This is a genomic window from Ralstonia sp. ASV6 (assembly GCF_016429285.1).
GTDB lineage: Bacteria > Pseudomonadota > Gammaproteobacteria > Burkholderiales > Burkholderiaceae > Ralstonia > Ralstonia flaminis.
In genome coordinates this window covers 25,754-46,257 of record NZ_JAELUI010000030.1, presented here as the reverse complement: position 1 = coordinate 46,257, position 20,504 = coordinate 25,754, and the positions used below count along the sequence as shown (strand labels likewise).

The window sequence follows — 20,504 nt, the reverse complement described above, 5'->3', positions numbered from 1 at the left end:
CGGTTGTGCGGCAGGTGCTGCACCGGCATTGCCCTGCACAGCAGTGCGCAGGCTCTCGGCCATCGTCTGGCCCATTGCCAAACCGGCTGCCAAACCTGCACCCGTGCCGGCGATGCCACCTTCGTTCTGTGCAGCCAGCGGCAGCGATTCCGCCGCCTGATACTGCGTGAAGCGCCCCATGTCGCCGGTCATGTCCATGCTGATGCGGCGGTCCATCGCGGCCTGCAGTTCGTCCGGCAGCGTGACGCTGGAGACCTGGAAGCTGTCGAGCGCCAGGCCGTACTGCGTGAACTGCGGCGCGAGGGTCTCGCGCACCTTGTTCGACATCAGCGTCTGATTGGCAGCCAGGTCCAGGAACGGCACACCGGATTCGCCAAACGCCGTGGCCATGGCGCCCATGATGACGGGGCCAAGCTGGGCTTCAACTTCATCCACGGAGTAGATGTCGCGCGTGCCGCTCACCTGCTGGTAGAACAGCTTCGGATCGGCCACGTGATAGGCATACACGCCAAAGGCGCGCAGGCGGATCATGCCGAAATCCTTGTCGCGCACCGTCACCGGCTGCGGCGTGCCCCAGCGGCGGCCAAGCTGCTGGCGCGTGCTGAAGTAGTAGACATCGGACTTGAAGGGGGACTCAAACAACTTGTCCCAGTTCTTCAGGTAGGTCAGGACCGGCAGCGTCTGCGTGGTCAGCTTGAAGGTACCGGCGCCGAACACGTCGGCAATCTGGCCTTCGTTGACGAACATCGCCATCTGCGAGTCGCGCACGACCAGCATGCCGCCGTTCTGGATTTCCATGTCCTGCATGGGATAGCGCCAGGCGAGCACGCCGTCTTCGCTCTCCGTCCACTGCAGGATGTCAATAAACTGCTTTTTGATAAAGCTGGACAGGCTCACAGGAAACTCCTTCGCGATGATTCGCGGTGCAGGAACAATCAGGACAGGCAGGCAGCGTTGATCACACCCACCGCCAGCGCACTCACGCCGAACAGCATACCGGCGGCGGTGTTGTTGTGCTCGATCTGCAGGCGGTAGTCAGGCATCAGGCGCGTGAGCACCAGGAAGACGATCAACTGCACAACCGACGCCATCACCGACCAGAACAGGAACGGCAGCAGGCCGTCGGCGTGCGCGATGCTCGATGCGATGGTCAGCACGAAACCGAGCAGCGCACCGGCCAGCGACAGCGCCGCGGAAACGTTGCCTTCGCGAATCAGCTTGAACTCGTCGTACGGCGTCAGGCGCAGGTAGACGAAGAAGAAACCAGCAAACACCACAGCACCCGCCAGCAGGTGCGAGGCATAGGCGATCACGGAAGCGGTCATATCGGGCATGGGCAGAAGGCAATCAGCCAGGGCAGTGCGCAAGTGGCGCCACTATAGCGGCTGATCCGTCGCTTGCGTACCCCCCGATGCGGCTGCGCACCACCCGCTCGCCGCGCCGCAAAAAAGGCGGCACAATCGCGCTCGCCCTTTGCGCCAGCCGTTTGTTAACACCCATTCATTTTTCTCCTCTCGCAGCATGTCGACGCCGCAGCCTGACGCCACGTACGAACCCACGCAGCCGGCCGGCCGCGGTAACGCCTTGCTGGTCCTTGCCGTGTTTGTGGTCGCCTCATGCGGGCTGGCTTACGAACTGATTGCCGGGGCATTGGCTTCGTACCTGCTGGGCGATTCGATCCTGCAGTTCTCTTCCATCATCGGCGCCTACCTGTTTGCGATGGGTATCGGCTCGTGGCTCTCGCGCTACGTGGCGGACGATACGCTGCTCGCCCGTTTTGTCGATCTGGAACTGCTGGTGGGGTTGTTTGGCGGCGTCTCGGCGGCGGCGCTGTTTGCGTTGTTTGCGCTGGAGTCGGCGCCGTTCCGGTTGGTGCTATACGCGCTGGTGACAATCATCGGCGTGCTGGTCGGCATGGAGATTCCGCTGGTGATGCGCATGCTGCATCGCCGGCAAGCCAAGTTTTCCGATCTGGTCAGCCGCGTGCTGACGTTCGATTACCTGGGCGCACTGGCCGTGTCGCTGCTCTTTCCGCTGGTGCTGGCCCCGCGCCTGGGGCTAGTGCGCACAGGCTTCCTGTTCGGACTGCTCAATACGGCGATTGCGGTCTGGACGCTCTGGCACTTTCGCGCAGAACTGGCGCTCACCGCCCGCATGCGCAATGCGATGGCGTGGCGCGCGGGTGCCGTCGCTGCCGCGCTGCTGGCAGGCTTTGCGGCATCGGACAAGCTCACGCACTGGTCTGAACGCGCGCTCTTTGGTGACGAGATCATCCATGCGATTTCGTCGCCTTATCAGCGGCTGGTGGTAACACGCTGGAAGGACGACTTGCGCCTGTACATCAACGGCAACCTGCAGTTCTCCTCGCGTGACGAATACCGCTATCACGAGGCGCTGGTGCTGCCCGCACTGGAGTCCGTGCGCGGCGCACGGCGCGTGCTGGTGCTGGGCGGCGGTGATGGCCTCGCGCTGCGGCAGATCCTGAAGTACCCGCAAGTCGAACACGTCACCCTGGTCGATCTGGACCCGCGCATGACCAACCTGTTCTCGCATGCGGAGGCGCTGGTTGCGCTCAACCAGCATTCGTTCAGCGATCCGCGCGTGACGGTGGTCAATGCCGATGCGGGGCAATGGCTGCAGACCGCCACCGACATGTTCGACGTGGCCATCGTCGATTTTCCGGACCCGTCCAACTTCAGCATCGGCAAGCTGTATTCGGTGCCCTTCTACCGACTGCTGTCGCGGCACGTGGCAGACACGGGGCTGGTGGTCATTCAGGCCACCTCGCCCTATTTCGCGCCGCGCTCGTACTGGTGCGTGGATGCGACCCTGAAAGAAGCGGGCTACCGCACGTGGCCGTATCACGCGCTGGTGCCTTCCTTCGGTGAATGGGGTTTCATCCTCGCCGCGCCAGGCCGGGCAGATTTCCAGCCGCCCACGTCGTACCGCGTGCCGACACGCTTTCTGGATGCCGACACCACGCATCAGATGTTCAGCTTCGCGCCCGACATGCCGCGCCCGCAGGTGGAGCCCAACCGGCTGAACAACCAGTCGCTGGTGCGGTACTTTGAAGAAGACTGGCACGGCGTGCTGCGCTGATGGCAACACGACGCAGCTTTCTGATCGGTGCAGCAGCCGCCGGCGCGGCAGCGGCTGGCGCCGCCTCCTGGGCAGGCTTTCGCGCACTGACCGAGATCACGCCCAACGTGCGCATGCCCGGCCAGGCCGCCGGCCACCAACTGCGCGATCTGCGCGCGTTGCCCGCGCCATCGGAAACGCGACGCGTGGGCGTGGCCATCTGCGGCAGCGGCATCGGCGGATTGAGTTGCGCGTGGCGGCTGGCGAAAAGCGGACGGCGCGATGTGGTGGTCGTGGAAGGGCCAGAGCGCTACGGCAATGCCGCCGGCGGCGCATTTGGCACGCAACGCTTTCCGACCGGCGCGCATTACCTGCCGCTGCCGTCGATGGAATCGACACACGTGCGCGAGATGCTGGCCGACTTTGGCGTCATTGAGCGCAACCCCTTCGCACTGCGCCCGACCTATGACGAACGTGTGCTCGTTCACGCCCCAGATGAACGCCTGTGGCTGGGCAACCGCTGGCAAGACGGCTTCGTGCCGCATGAAGGCATTACCGAAGCAGAGCGCGCCGAGCACACCCGTTTCTTCGCTCAGATCGACCGTCTGCGCCAGACCACAGGCAACGACGGCCGCCGCCTCTTTGCCGTGCCGACTGCGCTCTCTTCAGCCGACCCGGCCTGGCGCGCACTCGATACGCTCACCTTCCGCGACTGGCTACACCGCGAGGGCTACCAGGCCGCCACGCTGCACTGGTACGCCGACTACTGCTGCCGCGACGACTACGGCGTCACCGCGGATCACGTATCCGCCTGGGCCGGCATCGCTTACTTTGCCAGCCGGGGCGGCATGGCCAGCAATGCGGAACAGGGCACCGTGCTCACCTGGCCGGAAGGGCTGGACTGGATGGCCGAACGTCTGTTCGAGACCGCCGGCCTGAACAATGCTGGCCGCCTGCTCCCGGGCAGCGCAGCGCGCATCGGCAAAACCAGCGAAGGCGGTGCACGCGTCTATGCCGACGTATTGCAAGCCGATGGCCGCGTGGTGCGCTTGCTGGCCGACCATGTGGTGAGCGCGATGCCGCTGCATGTTGCCAAACACGTCGTCGAGGGCTTTGATGTGCCGGCCACCGAGTTGCCCGAAGCCGCACCGTGGCTGCTGGCCAATCTGCTGATCGAAGGCTTTCCGCCCGAATACGACGACACGCCGCTCGCGTGGGACAACGTGGTCTATCGCGGCACGGGGCTGGGCTATGTGGTGGCCAATCACCAGGACATTCGCGTGGGGCCGCCCGCGCAAAGCGTGTTCACTGCCTACGTGGCGCTGTCAGACATGGCGCCCAAAGTGGCGCGTGAGTGGATGCTGAACGCATCGCCACAGGCATTGCTCGATCGCGCACTGGCCGATCTGGACAGGGTCTACGGCATCCGTCTGCGCACGCAGATCCGCCGGGCCGACCTGACCCTGCGCGGACATGCGATGGCGATTCCCACGCCGGGCTTTCTCTCGCGGCCGGGCATTGCGCGCCTGCGCGAAAACACCGGGCCGATCCACTATGCGCATGCGGATCTGTCCGGCTATTCCGTGTTTGAAGAAGCAGCGTGGTGGGGTGATCAGGCAGCGCGGGCCATTCTGGCCGCCTGATCCAAGAGGCAGCGCTTTAGCCCTTGTTCGGCCAGAGCGTACGGCCAAAGAACGTCAGTGCACGATCCCACGCGTGCTGCGCCCACACCGGATCGTACTGCGTGATGGCGATGCGGTTTTCGCCCACGGCCGTTTCATTGGCAAAGGCGTGATGCGCGAGATAGCGGTGGAAGTCGACATCGACACCGGCATCGGCCAGCTTCTTCTCCAGCGCGTCCACCGTTTCGATCTTGAAGGCTGTGTCCTGCGTGCCCCAGTGGCCCTGCACCGGCACCTTGATCTTCGAGGCATCGATGTATTCCAGCGGCGGGAAGCCGTACCACACCACACCCGCTGCCGCTTCCGGCACATTGCACAGCGCCAGCAGCGTGAGCGCGCCGCCCATGCAGTAGCCCGTCACACCCACGCGGTCGCAGCTCTGCTTGAGGTATTGCACGGCGCCGCGCACGTCCTGCGTGGCCGCATCGCCAAAGTTCAGGTTGCTCATCAGGTGGTGGGCTTCTTCCTCTTCCACCGTCATGGTGCCGCGATACAGGTCGGGCACCAGCGCCACGTAGCCGGCGCGTGCGAGGCGGTCAGCCACGCCACGAATCTGGTCGTTCAGACCCCACCACTCCTGGATGACGACCACCCCGGGGGCGCCCTCCGCTTTGGCCGGCTTGGCCAGATAGCCCTGGAGTTCCTGCCCATCCGGGCGCTTGAACGAGATCATGGATCCTTGCGGTGCAGTCATGCGTGGCTCCTTTGCCTGAAACGAAAGCGCACAGCATAGCTGCGGGCGGTGAAATTTGCAGCCGCCCCTCGCAACGGCCCAAGTGCGCGAAAGCACACGCATCACAAATTTAACCCGGGTATTATTGACCAATCATTATTACCCGGGTAATAATTCGCAGACGATGCCTGCCTATCAACGCAGGCCGCACCTACATGCATCGCACAAGGACCCACCATGACCGATCGACGGGAGCTGAAACGCCAGTACCTTGAGACCCGAAGCCGCGCGGGCGCAGGCTGGGGGGTTTATGCCATCCGCAACCTCATCACCGGCCGGGCGCTGGTCAAGGGCAGCACCGATGCGCAGAGCACGCTCAACCGCCATCACTTCGAGCTAAAGCACGGCACCCATGCCAACGCGTTGCTCCGCAGGGACTGGGCGGACCACGGTGAATCGAGCTTCGTGTTTGAAGTGCTCGACCTGGTCAAACACCGCGAGGCGCCGGATTTTGATGCGGTGCACGAACTGGAAACGCTGGTGACGCTCTGGCGCCAGGAGATCCCATGCCAAGGCGCATCCGCCTATGAGAACCCGGAGCACACGGCATGAGCACCGCCGGATTCACGTTCTGCATGGCGGTGCAGCGCGCGCAGGCCAGCCTGCGGTGCAAACTCGACGACAAGCTCGGCACGCACTACGGGGTCGACTTTGCTGATTTCGTGCTGCTGGATTGGCTGGCCTCACATGCAGACGGCCATGCCAGCCTTGCGGAATGCGTGCAGCCACTCGGGCTGCCACGCCCTGCCGTGCTCAAGCGTGTGCTGGCGCTGGAGAAGATCGGCCTGGTCGAGCGCCAAAGCACCGACGCGGGCCGCCGGATTGCCATTCGCCCCGCTGGCAAGACGCTCGTGCACAACGCACGCGAGACCATCAACTGGCTCGGCAGCCAAGCGTTGGCGGCAATCGCGCCGGCATCCATCGCCTCGACAGAAACCGCGCTGCACACCTTTGCCAAGGCCCGCGCGCTGACGGCGCTCTGATACCCCTCCTTCTGGGAGCAGGCAGACAGCGCAAAATCTCTATCATGGCGGCACGCTCATTCCTGACATGACAAACACCATGATCAAAACCCTTGCCTTGATCGTCTATCTGCTGGTGCTGCTGATCCACGTCTACATCGTCGTGCTGGAGATGGTGCTGTGGAAGACACGCGGCCCGAAGGTGTTCCGCATTACACCGGAGAAGGCGGCAGAAACCGCGGCGATGGCGTCCAACCAGGGCTTGTACAACGGCTTCTTGGTAGCGGCGCTGGTGATCGGGCTGGTGGCGCCGGACCCGGTGGTCAACGCATCGTTCGCGCTGTTCGGGTTGATCTGCGTGGCGGTGGCCGGCATCTGGGGCGCAATCACGGTCAGCAAGCGGATTCTCTACGTGCAGACGGTACCGGCGGTGGCAGCTCTGGTGCTGGGGTGGTTCGCATAGGGTGATGCCAACCCGGCGGAGCTTGTCGGCTCCGCCATTGCGCACTAGCTTGAAGGGATCAACGGGATTGCAATCATGTCGCACGCAACCTGCCAAAGAGGCTTCCTGGCGCTGCTGCTAGCGGGCGTATGCGGCCTTCCCGTCTCTGCTCAAGTGAACGCGAGAACCGCCATGACGCTGACCCTGACCTCACCCGCCTTTGCCACCGGTGGCGAGATCCCCAGCCACCTTACATGCGAAGGCTCGGACACCTCGCCACCACTGGCCTGGAGCGGCGCGCCGGCGGGCACACGCAGCCTGGTGCTGATCGTCGACGATCCGGACGCTCCAGACCCCGCCGCACCGAAGATGACCTGGGTGCACTGGCTGCTCTACAACATCCCGCCCAGCGCAACGGCCATCGTCGAAGATGCGGCACGCAAGGGGCTACCACCCGGCACGCGCGCCGGCACCAACGACTGGCAACGCACCGCGTACGGCGGCCCCTGCCCACCCGTCGGGCGCCATCGCTACTATCACAAGCTCTATGCGCTGAACGTGGAACTGCCGGAGATGGGCGCACCCGACAAGGCTGCACTGGAACGTGCCATGCGCGGTCACGTCATCGCCGAGGCGGAGCTCGTCGGCACCTATCAGAAGCACAAGCCCTGACGATCAGGGCTTGGCAACCGCGCCCTTGTGGAACAGCGCATACGGCACGCCGCGCTCCGGGTGTGCCGTCGTCTCGTTGATGAAGCGCTCGACATCCGGCACGTCGCGCAGCGCGGTCATGAACGGCTCGAACGCATAGCCCGGCGCCACGCACCCCTGCACGAGCATCCAGCGCTGCCACACCGTCACCCACAGCGTCGTGCTTTGCTTCCATCCGGGCACGTGAATCGCCATCCACTGCAGGCGCCGCTGCGCCGTCTCGGCAATCTCGTCGTCGTAGGCAAAGGCGTTGGGCAACCGGCATCGGCCCTCGACCCAGCAGTGGTTGCCGTGCTCGATGCGGTGGTGGGAATCGCGCTTCCATTCGGCCTCGCTGATGCGCGGGCCGGCAGGCTCGGGGCAGTTGGCAACGCCTGACGAAATCTGGAAGAACGGATCGTGGCCGCGATTCTGCAGGTCGTCTTCTGCATGGAGGGCCGGCGTGCCGAGCAAGAGCAGTACCAGTGCTATGCAGCGGATGTCGATCGTCATGGTGGCCTCCCTGGAAGACCCGGCGCAATCGGTTGCTGCCAAGCATAGGTGCTGCAGGGCGGCGCGGCCAAGGCTCAACTGAACGGGATCTCAAAGATCCACTTCAACGTCCAGCGGTCCGTTGCACGTGTCAGGCCGCGCCCGATGCCAAAGTTGAAGACGAAGGGCTTGAGGTCGACGTCGAATGCCAGAAACACCGTGTGCTGCTGCTCGTGCAACGGCGCGATGTGGTTGATAGGCCCAAGACCCGCGTAGTACTCCATGCCGGCACGCACACCCGTTGTTACGGTGCGTGCGATCTTGAAGCTTGGCGCGGCCTCTGGCACGCCACTGCGGCCCGGGCCGGACAGGTTCCAGTCCAGCACCGGGTTGACGGCCCACAGCCAGCGCGCATCCTGGTACCCATAGATGGGCCGCAGCTCCAGCGCGTTCTGCGATTGCTCGAAGCGCCCGGCAACGTGAGCCAGTTCCATGTTGATACCGGCAAACTGGCCCACATCATCCTCGGGGCGGATCGGCATCCACTTCAACCGCACCTTGGGGCCTGTCACATAGGTCGTGTTTTCGCGCGTCAGCGTGGTGGGCACGTACAGCCCAAGCTCCAGCGACGGCGTCAGCCCGTAAGAGAATTCCGCCGTGGCACGCCACCCGTGCGGTGTCGTCACCTCACCCGGATAGCTGGGCTCGCTGATGCCGCTGGGCGTGGTGTTCAGATGCAGTTCCAGGCCGAACTGTCCGGGGGCGTTGATGTCGCCGGTGTAGACCTGGATCTCGTCGGGCAGGACCGCACGCGCGGGCAGCGATGCACCGCCGAGCACGACCACCATCAAAACAGCGCGTGTGACACGTCCAAACAGCATGATGACCCCAGGGAATTTCCGAGATCATAGTGGCGCAACGCGCGCTGCGCGGAATAACCGGAAGGCGCAGACAGAAATCCGCATAAGAGGCATTCGCATTTGCGGGCTGCCGCGCCATCGGGTCATCTCGATTGCACGTGTGCGACCAGCATCGCAGTGAACGCTTCCGTCAGCTCGGTCTTGCCAAAGCGCTGCTCGGATACGCCCTTCTCGACATCGATCTGCCCCGCGTTGACGGCGTCGTACAACTCGGTGAGCAGTTGCACGTGGTTTTCGCTCAAGCCTGCCCGTTGCAGCATCGGCGCCCAGGCCTCGCGCGGCACGGCGTCAGCAGTGACCTCACGGCCGACAACGGTGCTGAAGGCGCGCGCAACGTCGATCAGGCTCACGCGGCGCGGGCCCTCCACGCTGACGATGCGTGGCGACTTGGCCGGCGATGCCGCCAGCAGCAGTTCGGCGGCCAGTGCGCCCACGTCCTGCGTTGAGACGGTCGCAAAGGCTCGGTTCAACGGACTGTGCAGACTCGGCAGCCGCCCTGTCGCCAACATCACGGGCAGCATCGCCGCCCAGTTCTGCGCGTGCTCCGCCGAGCGCAGCAGCGTCAGGTGCGTGGGCAGCGGCTTGAGCCGCTCTTCCAGCAGATGGAACAGGCGCGTCAGGCCAGTACCCTGGTCAAGCTCCGCACCGTAGTCCGATAACGCCAGCACTGCCGGTGGCGGGTTGGCTCGTAGGGCATCGGCGGCAACATCGATCATGCGTTGCATGGTCGATGCCGGGTCCGAATCGCCCACCGGCACCGGACACAGGATCTGCACCGCCGTGGCGCCCTTGATGGCAGACGCAACCGTGGCGGGGTCGGTCAGATCGGCGGAGACGATTTCGCAGCCGATCCTGGCCAGTGCCTCGCCCTGCTTGGCCTGGCGCACCACCGCACGCACGGGGCGGCCCGCGTTGCGCAACGCGGTGGCGGTGGCGCGCCCGACCTTGCCCGATGCCCCAAAGATGACGTACATGTTCGCGCTCCTTTCAGATGAGAAACGCGAGCTTAGGCCGGCCCCGCCAGACGAACTTGCAGAAACGGAGGAATCTGGCAGGTTTGGAGGATCGGGTTGTGCCGGCTATGCGGCGAGCGTGTCGGCAACGGCCGCCGCTGCCCGGCCAGCCCGGATGATTTCACGTGGTGTCACGCCAAGCAGCCGCTGCAGCCACTGCGTCATGTGGCTCTGATGTGCAAAGCCAACTTCCAGTGCGATCTGCGAAGCGCTGCGCCGGCCGTCCAGCAACAGCACCTTTGCGCGCTCCACCCGGCGCTGCACGACATAACGATGCACCGGCACACCCAGTGTTGCGCGAAACAGCACCTTGAAATGCGGCGTGCTCAAGCCCGTCAGTGCCGCCAGCTCTGCCAACGTCAGCCGCTGATGCAGATTGGCCTCGATGTAGTCGATCACGCGTGCGGCCACACGGGGCGCCAGTGCGCGCGCGCCGGCGGCCGCACCAGCGGCAACGTCTCTGCTGCTGTTCAGCAAGCGCACCACCAGCGCAGTGCACAGGCTTTCCGCATACAGCGCGTCGGAGGTGTCTTCCGCCTCCAGCTCTGCGCCGAGCGCCGCAGCCAGGTGGTGTACGCGCGCATCGCGCCACTGCAGATGCGGTGCGATCTGTACCGACGGCGCCCCAACCTGCTCGCCGATGCTGCGTACGAACGCGTCGCTGATGGCGATCCGGAGGATGCGGCAGTCGGCGTCGTCCGTCCACATGCCGGGCAACCCGGCGGGGATGACGTCCGCATCGCCATGCGCCTGGATGCGGGAATAGCGGCGACCGTCACACACGCAGTTCGCCCGAACAGGCGCACCGATATGCACATTGATGCGGTGAGCCTCCATGGCCGGCACGCGGTACGTTCCCGGGCGGATACCGAGCAGCGTGGCGGCAAAGCCCTGCCAGCCGAGGCCTTCACTGGATCGCAGGCTGACGGGTGCAGGTTCAGGCATGGAGGCAGGCAAGGCAGCGGGCATAGCGTGGGCAGACGGTGCGGTAGTCGCCCGACATTCTGCGCTCTATTGCCGCCATAAGAAGGATCAATTTGATGATGCCCGTCGATAGCCGGATACTTGCCGCCGTTGCATTCGGCCGTCCCAGCCGATTTGACCAACGGCGGCCAGCGGGCCGTCTTTGTCTTCCCGCGTACAAAGCCTAAGGTGAAGGCTCCAGCGGCCATCAAGGAGATCCGCCATGAACCGCGATGCGTTTGAAAACGCGCTCACCGCCGAGGGCTTTACCGAGTTCGTCCTCGTCACACGCGAGGCAGGCGAGCTGGAGGAGCACACGCACCCGTTCAAGGCAAAGGCGCTCATCCTGGCGGGGGAAATCACCATCCGCGTCGGTAACGACGAGCGCATCTTCCAGCCCGGCGACATCTTTCACCTGGGTGCCAACGCACCGCACGCCGAGCGCTACGGCCCGCAAGGCGTGCAGTACCTGGTCGGCAGGCGTTAGCGCATCTGCAGCCGCCGCATCAGGCGCACGCCGGATACTGCGCCACCACCCGTTCGCGAATCGACGGCTTGATGTTCGCCTGCGACATGTCCCCCTGGTAGTGCGCAATCACGCGCGGGTTCATCACGCGAAACCACAGCGGCGGCACATAGGCCAGCAGCACCATCGCGGCATAGCCGGCAGGCAATTGCGGTGAATGCTCGAAGTGACGCAGCGCCTGGAACGAACGCGTCGGGTTGGCGTGATGATCGGCATGGCGCTGCAGCTGATACAGGAACAGGTTCGTCACGACGTGATTGCTGTTCCACGAATGCTGCGGCGTGCAACGCTCGTAGCGGCCGCTGGGCAGTTGCTTGCGGCACAGGCCGTAGTGCTCCAGATAGTTCACCACCTCCAGCAGTGAAGCGCCGTACACCGCCTGGATCAACAGGAACGGTACGACCTTGATGCCGACAAAGGCGATGCACGCAGCCCACAGCACCACCGTCATCGCCCAGGCATTGAGCACGTCATTGCGCCACGACCACACCGAGTGCCCGTTGCGCTCCAGGCGCTGCTTCTCCAGCGCCCATGCCGATTTGACGCTGCCCACCACGGTGCGCGGCAGGAACTCCCAGAACGACTCACCAAAGCGGGCACTCGCCGGATCGGCCGGTGTGGCCACACGCACGTGGTGGCCGCGGTTGTGCTCGACAAAGAAATGTCCGTACGCCACCGGCGCGAGCGTGATCTTGGCTAGCCAGCGCTCAAAACCGTTGGTCTTGTGGCCGAGTTCGTGCGCGGTGTTGATTGAGATGCCCGTCACCACGCCCAGTGAGAACGCGAATGCAATGTAGTCGTACCAGGTGAGCTGATAGGTGTGCAGCACCCACATCGCCATGGCAAAGCTCACGTAGAGCACAGTGGTCGCCAGATAGACGATGCGGCGGTAGTAGCGCTGCTTCTCCAACTCGGGGACGACCTCTTCGGGCGGGTTGTCCCGGTCGTCGCCAATCAGGTAATCAAGTAGCGGAATGATCGTAAACACGATGACAGGCCCGGCCCACCATAACGGATGCCACCCGGTCGACAGCGCCAGAGCGGCGGCAATCATCGGCAGCGTGATCGTCAGCGCGCCGAGCATCCAGAGATACCGCTTGCTGTCGGTCCACTCAATGGACGCGACGATGCCGGGTGTAGCCATTGTCTTCCTCCTGTTTGCCCCGCTTGATTCGGTTGGCTTGTGTACGCACACGCGTGCGCCGTCGGGTCCTGCCCAACGCCTGTTTTATAGGACCAGCAGGAGGGGGGTGCCAACGCCTCGATTTAGGCGGGCACTTCCAAACAAGAACACCCGTGGCATGGCGCGCACGGGCGGGAAAAGCGCTGGTGATTGAAACCGGCGTTTTACTAACGATCGTTCGATTTTGGTGCGGTGCAAACACGCACGCTGCCTGACAAGCGCCGCAACTAGCACATCAGGCAGCACGTTCGCCTTACGCCGCGCCGGTCGGCGTATCGATGACGATGGCGCGGAAGTCGTTGACGTTGGTCAGCGTCGGGCCGGTGATGACGGAGTCGCCAAGTGCCTGAAAGAAGCCATGGCCATCGTTGTTGTCGAGGCTCTTGCGCGGTTGAATGCCGGCTGCCCACGCACGGGCAAGCGTGTCGGGCGAGATGATGGCACCGGCAATCTCTTCGGCGCCGTCCACGCCGTCGGTATCACCAGCAATGGCGTGCACGCCGGGCAGCCCGTCCAGCGCTACGGCCAGCGAGAGGAGGAACTCCACGTTGCGCCCGCCGCGGCCGCTGCCCGTGACGGTGACAGTCGTCTCGCCACCCGACAGCAGCACACACGGCGTCTTGAACGGCTGGCCGCGCTGTACCACCTGACGCGCGATACCGGCCATCGCCAGGCCCAGGTCGCGTGCCTCACCTTCCAGGCTGTCGCCGAGGATGTACGGTGTGTAGCCCGCCGCCTCCGCCACCTTTGCTGCGGCCTCCAGTGCAATCTGCGGTGCCGTGATGATGCGTGTGGTGATGTTCTGCAGGCGTGCGTCGCCCGGCTTGATGCTTTCTGCTGCCTCCTTGGCGAGGAATGCACGCACGTTGTCGGGCACAGCAATCCGATAGCGCTCGATGATCGCCAGAGCGTCTGCACGCGTGGTCGGATCGGCCACCGTGGGGCCGGAGGCAATGTCGACCGGGTTGTCACCCGGCACGTCGGAAATCAGCAGCGTCACCACACGCGCGGGATAGCAGGCCGCCGCCAGCCGCCCGCCCTTGACCTGCGACAGGTGGCGCCGCACGCAATTCATCTCGGCAATGTTGGCGCCGCTCTTGAGCAGCGCAGCGTTCACGGCCTGCTTGTCGGCCAGGCTGATGCCCTCGCCCGGCGCCACCAGCAGCGCCGAACCGCCGCCGGAAATCAATGCGATAACGAGGTCGTCTTCGGTCAGCCCCGACACCAGTTGACGCACGCGCGCCGTGGCTTCCAAGCCCGCCGCGTCAGGCACCGGGTGTGCGGCTTCGACAATCTCGATACGCTCGCACGGCACGGCATAGCCGTAGCGTGTGACGACCAACCCTTCGAGCGGCCCGGGCCAATGCGCTTCAAGCGCCTGGGCCATGGCTGCCGATGCCTTGCCCGCACCGATGACGATGGTCCGGCCCTTGGGCACCGGCGGCAGATGCTGCGCCAGACAGAGCGACGGCTGGGCGCTGGCCACAGCGGCATCGAACATGGCACGCAGCAGCGCGGGTTGGTTGGCGGGGGACGTGGGTTGCATGAGACGCCTCGAACGGGTTGAACAGGTTGGAAGCAGTCTATGGAGCGGCGCGCAAGTCGCCTATTGGAGAATCTTCAAGACCGCCTGAACGCGCAGGAAACCCCTGATGGAGCAACGCCTTGCGGCTGACGGCCGGGGTTCCTGTCCGGACAAACCCTAGGATGGAATGCCCGATTCAGGCGACGTCCGCTTCGGGTTGCCAGATCATCGGCAAGGTTGCCAGCAGGGCCTGCACCATGGGGTTGTCCGCACTGGCACGACGATGCAGCAGGCACAGCGGGCATGGCAGACGGGCGCCATCCCAAATGATGGCCTGGCCGCTCTGCACCATGCCGGCGGCCAGGCGCTCGCGCATGATCCCCAGGGCCACACCGGACTGCACCAGTTCAATCATCGACGCCTCCTGATCGGCCTCGACGACGGTGTTGTGCGACAGGCCGCGTTCAGCAAACATCTGCGCGACCATGCCGTGCTGCGAGCTGCCGGCGGGCGTCGCCAGCCACGGCATGGCGGCAAGCTCCTGCAGGCTGGCTCCGCGCAGCTTGGCCTCCCACGCGGCGGGCGCCACCACCACGTAGTGCTCCACGGCAAGCGGGTGCACGGTGATCTCCGGATCGTGCAAGGTGCCCAGGTAAAAACCGGCATCGATCTGGCCATCACGCAGCATCTGCAGCACGCTGCCGGAAATGCCATGCGCCAGCGTCACGTCGATGTGCGGATAGAACTGCAGCAGCGCCGCCAGCAGCGGCCCCAGGCGGATCGACTCCGGATCGATGATCGTGCCCAGGCGCAACACACCGGACACATTGCCGCGCAGCGACGATGCCAGTGCGGCCATCTCCTGTGTGGCGTCCACCACGCGCCCGGCAATCGGCAGCAAGCGCCGGCCCGCTGCGGTGACGGGCATGCCGGTGGGCGTGCGGTCGAACAGCAGCACGCCCAGCTCATCCTCCAGCCCCTTGATCTGCTTGGAGATGGCGGACTGCGTCAGATGCAGCTGCTCCGCAGCCCGTGCGAGCTGGCCCGTGCGTGCAACAGCGAGTACAGCCTTGAGTTGATAGAGTTCCATGGGGCAGCGTCAAATGGCCGATCGCGGATCAGTGTGACGCCGTCACAAACACCCTCACCGCATCCAGCACCGTGGCTTCCTGCTCCCGATGCGGCACGTGACCGCAGCGCTGCAGCAACGCCAGCCGAGCCGGCGCGCCGGCCAAGGTCACGATGCGCTCGGGCTGCGCGGTCGAGCCATACTCGTCTTCCGTGCCGTGCATGGCGAGCACCGGGCAGCGGACACCCAGCAGTTCTTCATCCAGGCACCAGTCGGCAAACGCGGGCGACAACCACGTGCTGACCCAGGCATCCAAGACCCAATGTGCCTTGTCACCGTGATACCGCTCCAGGCGTGACATCTGGCCGGGCTCGGCAAACTGGGCCTGGGCCGTGCGGATGCCCTCGCGCGTCTGCGCTTCGACAAATGCTTGCGCAGACTCGGTAATCAGCCCAACGCAACGGTCCGGATACGCGGCAGCAATCGACACCGCCATGCCGCCACCCACACTGTGGCCAAAGGCAATGAAACGCTCCACGCCAAGCTGGTCGATCAGGGCAGAAAAGCCGGTATGCGCTTCCTGGCGGATGAAATCCGCACCGATCGGGCCCCGGTGCGGATCCGACTGGCCGAAACCTAGGCGATCGTAGGCAATCACCGCACGCCCGGTCGCCTGCGCCAAGCGCTGCGGAAAATCGCGCCATAGCTCAACGCAGCCGAGCGAGTCATGCAGCAGCACGATGGGCGGCAACACGGCGCCATCCGCCGTGCCACCCCAACGCTTGGCATAGAGACGGCCGTTGACGGTGGTGATCCATGTCTCGGCAGCGTACAGGGAGAGCGACTCCGTCATATTCGCGTCAGCTTCAGAACACGCGATCGAGCCAGCCGTGCGGATCCGGTGCGCGGCCGTTCTGCAAGTCGACCAGCGCAGCCTTCAGCTTGGTGGTCAACTCGCCCGCGCCGCCGTTACCGATGGTGAAGTTGTGCTTGTGGCCCTTGACCTTGCCGATGGGCGTAACCACGGCGGCGGTACCGCACGCAAAGGCCTCACGCAGACGGCCGCTCTGGGCGTCAGCCTGCCATTGGTCGATGGAATACGGCTCTTCACGCACGGTCAGGCCCATGTCGCGTGCCAGGGTGATCAGCGAATCGCGGGTGATGCCCGGCAGAATCGTGCCCGTGAGCGGCGGCGTCTGCAGCGAGCCGTCTTCAAAGACGAAGAACACGTTCATGCCGCCGAGTTCTTCAATCCAACGGCGCTCCACCGCATCGAGGAAGACCACCTGGTCGCAGCCCTCGCGCGTGGCTTCAGCCTGGGCGACCAGGCTGGCGGCGTAGTTGCCGCCGCACTTGGCTTCGCCCGTACCGCCGGGCGCGGCGCGCGTGTAGCTGTCGGACACCCAGATCGTGACCGCCGCCGATGCGCCGCCCTTGAAGTACGCGCCCACCGGGCAGGCAATCACGCAATAGAGATACTCCGCTGCGGGCTTCACGCCCAGGGCGACCTCGGTCGCCATCATGAACGGCCGCAGATACAGCGCCGAGCCCTCGCCCGACGGAATCCACTCGCGATCCAGTCGCACCAGTTCACGCACAGACGCCAGAAACAGATCCTCAGGCAACGATGGCATCGCTAGACGCTTGGCGGAGTTCTGGAAGCGGCGCGCATTGGCGTCGGGGCGGAACAGCGCACCACCGCCGTCCGGCAGCCGATACGCCTTCATGCCCTCGAAAATTTCCTGCGCGTAGTGAAACACCTGCATGGCCGGATCGGACGGGATAACACCGCGCGGGCCGACCTTCGCGTCGTGCCAGCCTTTGCCCTCGGTGTAACGGATGGTGGCCATGTGGTCGGTGAACACGCGGCCGAAGGCCGGGTTTTCAAGGCGGCGCGCGCGCTCATCCGCCGGAACAGGGTTCGGGTTCTTTTCGATCGAAAGGGTCGATTCGACAACGTTGTTCATACCGTCTCCATGGGGTGCGAGGGGCGCAAAAACGCCCAAACCGCTATTTTGCGCCATCGGCGGTGCAATTGGGTTGCGTATTTCGGCAACCCTTGTTTCCATGGCCGGCGGCGTACCCGCCCCGTTGTGGTCACTAACCAGAGCGGGGACCCGGGGCAGAGCGAGGCCGGAATCCAAAAAAAAGGCCGCCCCGACGTCAATCGGAGCGGCCTTTTCGGGCCTTAGCTGACCAGCAGTTGGTCAGCGCCGTTGTTGCGGCGCATTAGAACAGGTGGCGCAGCGCGACGCGCACGACCGTCTGGCTTGTGGTGGACGAGGGCCCCGCCGTGCCCACGATGTACGCCTGGTCAAGCACCGACCCCGTCTTGCCGCCTGCCACGTGCTGGTACACGGTCTGCAGGTAGATGTCTGTTCGCTTGGAGAAGTTGTAATCGGCCATCAAGCCGACCGAATGGATCTTCTGTTGCGGGCTGGCGGTCGAGGCGTCGTACTTGCCCAGCGTCAACACGTACTGACCACCCACGAAGAACGCTGGCGTGAACTGGTACTTGGCGTTCACCTCGAAGTTCTGATACTTGATCGCGCCCAGCGTTGCACCCGGGGCGATGATGTCACCGGGCGTGCCGAGATAGCCGTTGCCGGTGGGGTTTTGGTAGTTCGAGTTCGTGTAGACGAACCCCACGGTGGTGGGCCCCAGTGTGTAGTTCACGCCCGCGCCAAACACGCGCATGCGCTGTGCCATGAAGCTCGCATCATTGGTGGCGAGTGCACCGACGTCGGTCATGCCGGGCTGGTCAACCTGCATGTATGCGGCGCCCAGGGCAAGGCCACCGTTGTTGTACTTCGCGCCCACGCTATAGGCACGGTTGGCCACAAAGTTGGTGCTGTTGCTGAAGGCATACGCGCCGCCAAACTGGAAGCCGTTGAAATCCGGGCTGGCGTACTTGATCGACTGGCTCAGGCGAAACGAGTTGTCGGTGTTGTCGTTGTCATACGGGTGCGCCAGCAGCCAGCCGCTCCAGTTACCGTTTGTTGTGAGCGGCGCCACGTAGTTGACCACCGAGTCGTACTGACGGCCCAGCGTGACCGTCCCCCACTCGTTGCCGCTCACGCCCACGTAGGCCTGGCGGCCAAACATCCGCCCGCCTTGTGCCGCGGCACCGTTGCTGATATTGAAGCCGTTTTCCAGTTGGAAGATGGCCTTGTTGCCACCGCCCAGATCCTCGCTGCCTTTGATGCCCCAACGGCTGCCGTAGGCGTAACCGCTGGCCAACTCGAAGAGGTGGTTGCCCCCCGTGTTGTTCGTGTAGTTGATGCCTTCGTCCAGGATGCCGTACAGCGTGACACTGCTTTGCGCGAAAACGGGGCTCGCGCAGCAAGCGGAAGCGGCCAGGGTGATGAGATGCTTCTTCATTGTGGTCTCCAACGACATTGGCAAATGCTGTTCCGGTGCCAAGCGGCACAGGGATCGCCGATCTGCCTTTCTTTTAGGGATAGGCGGCGGCAACAGCGCCGCCTCGGGGTTGACTGCCGTGGGGCACACCTGCGTGCCGCACGGCCATACGGCGACACAGCGTGTAGCTACACCACCGCTGCTTCGCGCGCCTCAGCCGGCGCGGTTGCCGTGCGTTGTGCATCGCGCAGAATCAGGCCTGCGCCCTTCTCGGCCACCATCATCGTCGGCGCGTTGATGTTGCCGGCAGTGATGTTCGGGAAGATCGAGGCATCGACGATCCGCAAGCCTTGCAGCCCGTGCACGCGCAGCGAGGCGTCGACGACCGACGTGGCGGCATCCGGGCCCATGGCACACGATCCGCACAGGTGATAGATCGAACCCGACTGCTCGCGGAAGTACTGCAGCAGCGCCTCGTCCGACGTGACCTGCGGCCCCGGCGAGATCTCCTCGACAGTCATCGCTTTCAACGCGGGTGCATGCATCAGCGAGCGGATCACCTTGCTGCCCTGCACAGCTTCTTCCAGATCCTTTTGCGTCGTCAGCGCGTTGATGTGGATCTTCGCCGCGTCTTCCGCGCGATTCGACACAATCTCGATCGTGCCGCGGCTCGTCGGCCGACACGGGTTGAACGCGATCAGGAAGCCCGAATATGGCTCCGGCTCGATGTTCGCGTGCTCGCTCTTCGGAATCCGGTACGACAGCGGGTTGAAGTAGAGCTGGATGTTCGGCTCCAGCACATCCGGTGAACCGCGGAAGAAACCGCCCGCCTGGTTCACGCTCATGGCGAGCGGACCACGCTTGCTCAGCAGATAGCGCAGGCCGATCTTCATCTTGCCGAAGAGCGTGCCCATCTCGTCATTGAGCGTTGGGCGATTGGCCTTGAAGTAGAAGCTCACGCATAGGTGGTCCTGCAGGTTGCGGCCCACAGCAGGCAGCGCGTGCACGAGCGGCACGCCATGGCGGCCCAGCAGCGTAGGATCGCCCACGCCCGAGAGTTGCAACAGCTTGGGCGTATCCACCGCGCCGGCTGCCATGATCACTTCGCACGTCGCGGCGATCGTCTCATCGCCATGTTGGCCAGCCACCACTACGCCAACAGCGCGCTTGCCCTCAAACTGCACGCGACGCACCAGGGTGCTGGAGCGGACCGTCAGGTTCGGCCGGCTTTCCGCCGGGCGCAGATAGGCAAAGCTGCTGCTGCAACGCTCGCCGTTCTTCGTGTTCAGATCGTAGATGCCCGCGCCTTCAAAATTCGCGCCGTTGAAATCATTGGTGCGCGGCAGCTTCAACTGCTCGCAACCCTTCAGGAACTCGTGCACGATCGGGTGCACGTCGTTCTTCATCGACGTGATATGGATCGGCCCCGTGGCTCCGTGATGCTGCGGGTCGGTTGCCGCGGCCGCGTGCGTCTCCAGCTTGCGGAAGTACGGCAGCACGTCGTCGTACCCCCAGCCTGGATTGCCGGCGGCGGCCCAATCGTCATAGTCGCTGCGCTGGCCGCGCACGTAGACCATGGCGTTGATCGAACCCGAGCCGCCCACGACCTTGCCGCGCGGGCAATACAGTTGGCGGTTGGCGAGCTGCGCTTCGGGCTCGCTGTAGTACATCCAGTTATAGCGGCGGTTGTAGTACGTCTTGGTAAAACCAACGGGCACCTTGAACCAGAAGGAGCTGTCGCGCTCGCCTGCTTCAAGCAGCAGCACCGAGTGCTTGCCCGATTCACTCAGACGGTTTGCCAGAATGCAGCCCGCTGAACCCGCGCCGACGATGATGTAGTCGTAAGTCATGTTGCGCCCCATCCAG

Annotated in this window: 21 protein-coding genes; 7 read left to right on the top strand and 14 right to left on the bottom strand. The window is 64.4% G+C overall.

Features of this window, described 5'->3' with window-relative positions; translation table 11 throughout:
* Window positions 1–897 (bottom strand): SPFH domain-containing protein (locus tag JHD73_RS08180; protein ID WP_199029588.1); only part of this gene is annotated, 897 nt, incomplete at its 3' end.
* Between the two features lie 38 nt (window positions 898–935).
* Entirely contained in the window at window positions 936–1,334 is a 399-nt protein-coding gene (locus tag JHD73_RS08175) for a DUF350 domain-containing protein (RefSeq protein WP_199029586.1), read from the bottom strand.
* A gap of 187 nt (window positions 1,335–1,521) precedes the next feature.
* Here JHD73_RS08175 and JHD73_RS08170 point away from each other — a divergent pair, with 187 nt between their 5' ends.
* Both JHD73_RS08170 and JHD73_RS08165 read left to right on the top strand, forming a co-directional pair.
* Window positions 1,522–3,099 carry a polyamine aminopropyltransferase gene (locus JHD73_RS08170; protein WP_199029584.1) on the top strand — a complete coding sequence of 526 codons (1,578 nt, stop codon included), beginning with the start codon at window positions 1,522–1,524 and terminating at the stop codon, window positions 3,097–3,099.
* Entirely contained in the window at window positions 3,099–4,721 is a 1,623-nt protein-coding gene (locus JHD73_RS08165; protein WP_199029582.1) for an NAD(P)/FAD-dependent oxidoreductase, read from the top strand. Before JHD73_RS08170 ends, JHD73_RS08165 begins: the two co-directional genes overlap by 1 nt.
* 16 nt (window positions 4,722–4,737) lie before the next feature.
* Here the strand turns inward: JHD73_RS08165 and JHD73_RS08160 are convergent, their stop codons facing one another.
* A complete protein-coding gene (locus JHD73_RS08160; RefSeq protein ID WP_199029580.1) occupies window positions 4,738–5,454 on the bottom strand; it encodes a dienelactone hydrolase family protein in 717 nt (238 codons plus the stop codon).
* Between the two features lie 216 nt (window positions 5,455–5,670).
* Between JHD73_RS08160 and JHD73_RS08155 the strand changes: the two genes are divergently transcribed.
* The 4 genes from JHD73_RS08155 to JHD73_RS08140 all read left to right on the top strand — a co-directional run bounded on the left by JHD73_RS08155 (window position 5,671) and on the right by JHD73_RS08140 (window position 7,569).
* Window positions 5,671–6,045, top strand: coding sequence for a GIY-YIG nuclease family protein (locus JHD73_RS08155; protein ID WP_199029578.1), 375 nt, complete (start codon window positions 5,671–5,673; stop codon window positions 6,043–6,045).
* Window positions 6,042–6,476, top strand: coding sequence for a helix-turn-helix domain-containing protein (locus JHD73_RS08150; protein ID WP_199029576.1), 435 nt, complete (start codon window positions 6,042–6,044; stop codon window positions 6,474–6,476). Before JHD73_RS08155 ends, JHD73_RS08150 begins: the two co-directional genes overlap by 4 nt.
* Window positions 6,477–6,555: 79 nt before the next feature.
* On the top strand, window positions 6,556–6,918 hold the full coding sequence (locus JHD73_RS08145; RefSeq protein WP_064809001.1) for a DUF1304 domain-containing protein: 363 nt from the start codon (window positions 6,556–6,558) through the stop codon (window positions 6,916–6,918).
* A 171-nt stretch (window positions 6,919–7,089) separates the two neighbouring features.
* Window positions 7,090–7,569: a YbhB/YbcL family Raf kinase inhibitor-like protein gene (locus tag JHD73_RS08140; RefSeq protein WP_199029574.1), complete on the top strand. Its 480-nt coding sequence runs from the start codon at window positions 7,090–7,092 to the stop codon at window positions 7,567–7,569.
* Window positions 7,570–7,572: 3 nt separating this feature from the next.
* On the opposite strand, the gene JHD73_RS08135 is transcribed toward JHD73_RS08140, so the two are convergent.
* The 4 genes from JHD73_RS08135 to JHD73_RS08120 form a co-directional block, all read right to left on the bottom strand.
* Window positions 7,573–8,100 (bottom strand): BON domain-containing protein, encoded by a 528-nt coding sequence (locus JHD73_RS08135; RefSeq protein ID WP_199029572.1) that lies wholly within the window; start codon window positions 8,098–8,100, stop codon window positions 7,573–7,575.
* 74 nt (window positions 8,101–8,174) lie between these two features.
* Window positions 8,175–8,960, bottom strand: a complete 786-nt coding sequence (locus JHD73_RS08130; protein WP_199029570.1) for a hypothetical protein — start codon at window positions 8,958–8,960, stop codon at window positions 8,175–8,177.
* 122 nt (window positions 8,961–9,082) lie between these two features.
* On the bottom strand, window positions 9,083–9,973 hold the full coding sequence (locus JHD73_RS08125) for an NAD(P)H-binding protein (RefSeq protein ID WP_199029568.1): 891 nt from the start codon (window positions 9,971–9,973) through the stop codon (window positions 9,083–9,085).
* 105 nt (window positions 9,974–10,078) lie between these two features.
* The gene (locus JHD73_RS08120; protein ID WP_199029566.1) at window positions 10,079–10,981 is read right to left on the bottom strand and encodes an AraC family transcriptional regulator; all 903 of its coding nucleotides are present in this window, start codon (window positions 10,979–10,981) and stop codon (window positions 10,079–10,081) included.
* A gap of 217 nt (window positions 10,982–11,198) precedes the next feature.
* On the opposite strand from JHD73_RS08120, the gene JHD73_RS08115 reads away from it, so the two are divergent.
* On the top strand, window positions 11,199–11,462 hold the full coding sequence (locus JHD73_RS08115; protein WP_199029564.1) for a cupin domain-containing protein: 264 nt from the start codon (window positions 11,199–11,201) through the stop codon (window positions 11,460–11,462).
* A 19-nt stretch (window positions 11,463–11,481) separates the two neighbouring features.
* Here the strand turns inward: JHD73_RS08115 and JHD73_RS08110 are convergent, their stop codons facing one another.
* The 7 genes from JHD73_RS08110 to JHD73_RS08080 all read right to left on the bottom strand — a co-directional run bounded on the left by JHD73_RS08110 (window position 11,482) and on the right by JHD73_RS08080 (window position 20,488).
* Window positions 11,482–12,645 (bottom strand): alkane 1-monooxygenase, encoded by a 1,164-nt coding sequence (locus JHD73_RS08110; RefSeq protein WP_199029562.1) that lies wholly within the window; start codon window positions 12,643–12,645, stop codon window positions 11,482–11,484.
* A gap of 292 nt (window positions 12,646–12,937) precedes the next feature.
* Window positions 12,938–14,230, bottom strand: a complete 1,293-nt coding sequence (locus JHD73_RS08105; protein ID WP_199029560.1) for a glycerate kinase — start codon at window positions 14,228–14,230, stop codon at window positions 12,938–12,940.
* Window positions 14,231–14,405: 175 nt separating this feature from the next.
* Window positions 14,406–15,299, bottom strand: coding sequence for a LysR family transcriptional regulator (locus tag JHD73_RS08100; protein WP_199029558.1), 894 nt, complete (start codon window positions 15,297–15,299; stop codon window positions 14,406–14,408).
* 28 nt (window positions 15,300–15,327) lie between these two features.
* Window positions 15,328–16,131, bottom strand: a complete 804-nt coding sequence (locus tag JHD73_RS08095; RefSeq protein ID WP_199029556.1) for an alpha/beta fold hydrolase — start codon at window positions 16,129–16,131, stop codon at window positions 15,328–15,330.
* 13 nt (window positions 16,132–16,144) lie between these two features.
* Entirely contained in the window at window positions 16,145–17,245 is a 1,101-nt protein-coding gene (locus tag JHD73_RS08090) for a branched-chain amino acid aminotransferase (RefSeq protein ID WP_199029554.1), read from the bottom strand.
* 262 nt (window positions 17,246–17,507) lie between these two features.
* Window positions 17,508–18,659 (bottom strand): porin, encoded by a 1,152-nt coding sequence (locus tag JHD73_RS08085; protein WP_199029552.1) that lies wholly within the window; start codon window positions 18,657–18,659, stop codon window positions 17,508–17,510.
* 167 nt (window positions 18,660–18,826) lie between these two features.
* On the bottom strand, window positions 18,827–20,488 hold the full coding sequence (locus tag JHD73_RS08080; RefSeq protein ID WP_199029551.1) for a GMC family oxidoreductase: 1,662 nt from the start codon (window positions 20,486–20,488) through the stop codon (window positions 18,827–18,829).
* Window positions 20,489–20,504: the final 16 nt, after the last annotated feature.